This is a genomic window from Microcystis sp. LE19-10.1B, from assembly GCF_027530565.1.
Taxonomy (GTDB): Bacteria; Cyanobacteriota; Cyanobacteriia; order Cyanobacteriales; family Microcystaceae; genus Microcystis; species Microcystis aeruginosa.
In genome coordinates this window covers 1-3740 of record NZ_JAPZQM010000570.1, presented here as the reverse complement: position 1 = coordinate 3740, position 3740 = coordinate 1, and the positions used below count along the sequence as shown (strand labels likewise).

Annotated in this window: 5 protein-coding genes and 2 pseudogenes; 1 reads left to right on the top strand and 6 read right to left on the bottom strand. The window is 44.2% G+C overall.

Annotated features, from left to right (window positions below):
- Window positions 1-295: 295 nt before the first annotated feature.
- Together O9332_RS20740 and O9332_RS20735 are read right to left on the bottom strand one after the other, a co-directional pair.
- Window positions 296-689: pseudogene (locus O9332_RS20740) on the bottom strand (DUF5615 family PIN-like protein).
- A complete protein-coding gene (locus tag O9332_RS20735; RefSeq protein WP_002760641.1) occupies window positions 686-1063 on the bottom strand; it encodes a DUF433 domain-containing protein in 378 nt (125 codons plus the stop codon). Before O9332_RS20735 ends, O9332_RS20740 begins: the two are co-directional and overlap by 4 nt.
- A gap of 175 nt (window positions 1064-1238) precedes the next feature.
- Here O9332_RS20735 and O9332_RS20730 point away from each other — a divergent pair, with 175 nt between their 5' ends.
- On the top strand, window positions 1239-1418 hold the full coding sequence (locus tag O9332_RS20730; RefSeq protein ID WP_002760643.1) for a hypothetical protein: 180 nt from the start codon (window positions 1239-1241) through the stop codon (window positions 1416-1418).
- A 104-nt stretch (window positions 1419-1522) separates the two neighbouring features.
- Here O9332_RS20730 and O9332_RS20725 read toward each other — a convergent pair whose 3' ends face one another.
- From O9332_RS20725 to O9332_RS28170, 4 genes and pseudogenes are all read right to left on the bottom strand, one after another.
- Window positions 1523-2200, bottom strand: a complete 678-nt coding sequence (locus O9332_RS20725; RefSeq protein WP_002760645.1) for a hypothetical protein — start codon at window positions 2198-2200, stop codon at window positions 1523-1525.
- A gap of 512 nt (window positions 2201-2712) precedes the next feature.
- Window positions 2713-3201, bottom strand: a complete 489-nt coding sequence (locus O9332_RS20720) for a PIN domain-containing protein (protein WP_002760647.1) — start codon at window positions 3199-3201, stop codon at window positions 2713-2715.
- Complete coding sequence (locus O9332_RS20715; RefSeq protein ID WP_043995814.1) at window positions 3198-3449, bottom strand: UPF0175 family protein; 252 nt, start codon at window positions 3447-3449, stop codon at window positions 3198-3200. The genes O9332_RS20720 and O9332_RS20715 overlap by 4 nt, the downstream gene beginning before the upstream one ends.
- An 89-nt stretch (window positions 3450-3538) precedes the next feature.
- A pseudogene (locus O9332_RS28170) lies at window positions 3539-3740 on the bottom strand (hypothetical protein); the annotation flags it as partial.

The window sequence follows — 3740 nt, the reverse complement described above, 5'->3', positions numbered from 1 at the left end:
TCTCGATGGGAAGAAGCATATCCTTAGTTAAAGCAGATTTTCTTCCTCAGTGCAACCTAAGTCGATGCTTTCTCACGAGTGCGGGTTCATTTTCTAGGTTGACTTCGGCTTCCTTACCAGCATTTATTGAGATGTTGCGTTTTAATCAATGTGCATGGTGAGTTCCCCAAAATCGATCGCTGGAACAGTAGGAGCCACCTTAGGGAACGCACCCTACAAGATTGCGTTCGACATCGCACTGGGGCTACGCCTTCACAGATAGACGAAGCCGCCTAACGGCAAAGTTAGACATTTGCTATGGAATAAACAGACGACTCACGCCTAAATAATTTTCAAGGTAAAGAGCAATTTCAATCAAGCGATCAACACATTCTTCTCGATATTCTCGTTCAATAATCCGATCAACATTTGCAAACGTAACCACAGGCAAAGAAGTTGGTAAACATTCTTCTCGAATTACCTGCTCTAAAGAATCTTCACCCTTCATACTACGGTTGGCGGTTAGCAAAATCATTTGATTCTCTTGAGCAAACCTCCAGACCACTCTATCACTGCTGTTAATTGGTAATTCAACTTCATCAAATGAAATAAAACGAATTGGTAATGTTTCAAGCCACCCTTCAGAAGTAATACTGCCAAAAAGTATGAGCGATTGCCCTTCAATAATTGTGATCGATTAGAAAAATCACTGGCTTATTGCTGCTCGTTTGGCTTTACGCGCTTGCAATTTTTGCCAAGCAGAAGTATATTCAGGCTTGGGCGGCAACTTAGAAATATTAGCAATACGTTCTTGGTTACGCTCATTCCAATAATCTCGAATTTCTGCTGCTTGCCGCACAACTATTTGATACTCTGACTCTACTTCTTTGTAGTGAGCGTCAATATAAGAGATGGCTGCATCAAACTGCTCATCAGTTAGATAGAATTGATGGCGGATTAAATGACGAGGGTAATTGGCGTGAATATAGTCCATTATTTGATACAAGGTTATTCTTGTGCCAGAAATTGTTAAACCACGCTCTGTTCGAGTAATTGCGGGTTCCTGATCAGGATACAGTGACATAGTTTTGATTAGCTCCAAATGGTGTTGAGTGGCCGCTCTTTTCTCATCATATCACCCCCAACTCTGCTGGCCTCACCAATGAAAATATGGCGCATTACATTTGATTAGCGTACCCTCGTCAGCGTACTGCTACCCAGTGCCTTCGGTATCGCACTTAAACCCACAGTTTCAATCAATGTGCATGGTGCGTTCCCCAAAATCGAGCGCTGGAGCAGTAGGAGCCACCTTAGGGAACGCACCCTACGGCGATGGCGATCTGCTACGCAGTGCCTTCGGCATCGCACTGAAACAGTCCACTACGAGAGCAGCAATTATTGTAGGTTGGGTTGACGTAAGGAAACCCAACCAAGAGTAACCTTTGGGGTGGTTGGGTTTCGCTTTTTCAAGCGAATTGATCTATTTTCGACCCAGTATTGTTTCGCTCAACCCAACCTACGAGGCGATGGCGATCGCTAACATCTAGTCCATTGTACAACCTCGATCCGACAGTTCCTGCTTTACCTTAGATGTCAAATCTTCAGGAAAACCAGGGGGTAACTGGGGCGGGGATCGGGAGGAAAAAATATAGATTTCATTTTGCCCATCTAAAACAGGCAAAATTTCTACAGGATAACCTTCTACAGGATAACCATTGTAGAAGTCTTTTTGCACAATGGTAGATTTATCCGCCCGCAAACGGCTACTGAGGAGTTGACCACTGATCACCTTTGCCGTTGACAATGAAAGAATCGAAACATCCAGCAAACCACGGTCTTTGTATTCTAAAACACAGACTTGCCCCTGCACCTGAGAGGGAAAAATACTCAAAAAATAAGCTTCATGTAAACTTTGAAAACCGTCACCATCATTATGCCACAGTCCCAGAAAAGGGGTGACAGTGGGATTAGTTTTTGCCCATTGGTTTCTAAATGACTTGAGCGGTTCACCTAATTCCGAAGGACTGATTAACTTATTATGTCCAGCCAAGCCAAACCAACTATCAATCATCTCCGAAGTGGTGAATTTAATGGAAAGTAAATCCAAGATATTTAGGGGGAGAATCAGTCCTCGCTGGGTAACAATTGCCGTCACGAGTCCAACGGTGGCAGTACCTAGAGCAACGAAGGCTGCAATGAGGACAATTGTCTTTCTCGTCATTTTGACACTCCAATCATATAGCCCACATCCTAGCGGTACACTCGCTTCGTCTGGCTAACTAGGGATTATACAGAAACTTTCTGTATAACACTCTCTGGGGTAACGATATGGGTCAACTTTCGGCATATCACCCCATTTGGGCGCAATCGCCCGAACTTTTCCGTATATCACGCCCAAAAGCGTGTTAGCCAGATTAGCATATTGTCAAAAACCTTGTTTAACTAAATTTCTGACAATAGGCTGAAATAACAGAAGTTTTCTAGGATTCTAGCGACGATTCTTCGATCTGACCGCACCTCTTGACAAAAATTTATAATTATTCGATTCGTTCAATTGTCGGGGGCTTCTGTAAAGATTTTTTAGCGTGAAATTATCATTCATACTGTACTTACTTGTAGCGTTTTGTTTCCATCTCAATCAACAAGAATCTAAGGGCAATATCAAGATATTGGTATGGGAAACGATAGTTTCGATCGATACCGACTCCACAGACCATCTTGGCTTATCCTTTACTAAGGTTCTTGAGCCAAAGCTAAGACACGCTGATATAGCTGGGAACTGACACGAAAACCAGCTTGGCTGATCAAGGCATCCATAACAGGTTGAACTTGAGGGATGAGGCTTTTTTGTTTGGCAACGAGCAGAATGCCCAGAATACCAATGATAGACAGCCCTAGCCGCAGGGCTTCTTGCCGCCCCAAGCGTTCATCGATGAGCAGATCATCAGCTTGCAGCTCAAGTGCCAAGGCTATTGCATTCGCTTCTCCAGCATCCAATCCTCGTTCTTGCTGAAGCTGGTTAACGAGTTCGGAGTTGGTGAGGGGTTGGGGTTGAATGCAGCCGGCTTGGAGAATGGCTGGAATGATGGGATTGCTTGCGGCTGCTAGTTCCCTAGCAACAACGTCTGGAATGATAACGGTTTGGTAAATTGACTCTAGCAACCAGAGATGATCGACGATCGCCAGATTGGCAAGGGCGGAGGTATCGCTGACCACGATCATAGCCAGCCTCGATCGCGCAGATGCTGAACATCCTGCTCAAAGTCTTCTACATCGTAGTGAACACAAATACCGCGATCTGCCAGCAGTTTTTGAAAGTCCATGACTTCCATCCCGGCAATTTTACTGGCGCGACTCAGGGAAATCCGCTCTTGCTGAAACAGCGCAATGGCAATCTCCCGGAGCCAGTCGCCCTGGTTAAAGGTTTCGGCTTGGCTGAGGTTATCCGGTAGGTTCAGGGTAATTTTCATTAAGACATCCTCACGCACTATTTATCTCCTCGTCTTTACTCGTTTTCTGATAACAGGATTTGGTATTATTGACTGACGGGAGCCAGCAATTAATTTCTAATTTTAAGCACTTGCATAGGAGTCAAACGTCTTTGCTCTGTCTTGTCAAAATGGTTCTTCGTTACTTGGTATGGTTCGATAGGGGGCATAAATCGACTAAATCCTTATCTGGCAAGAGACTTAATTGATTAGTTCGCTCTAGAGCAAAAACAATTGACAAAAATCGCTAAATGCCTTTCTCTATAAGGGTTC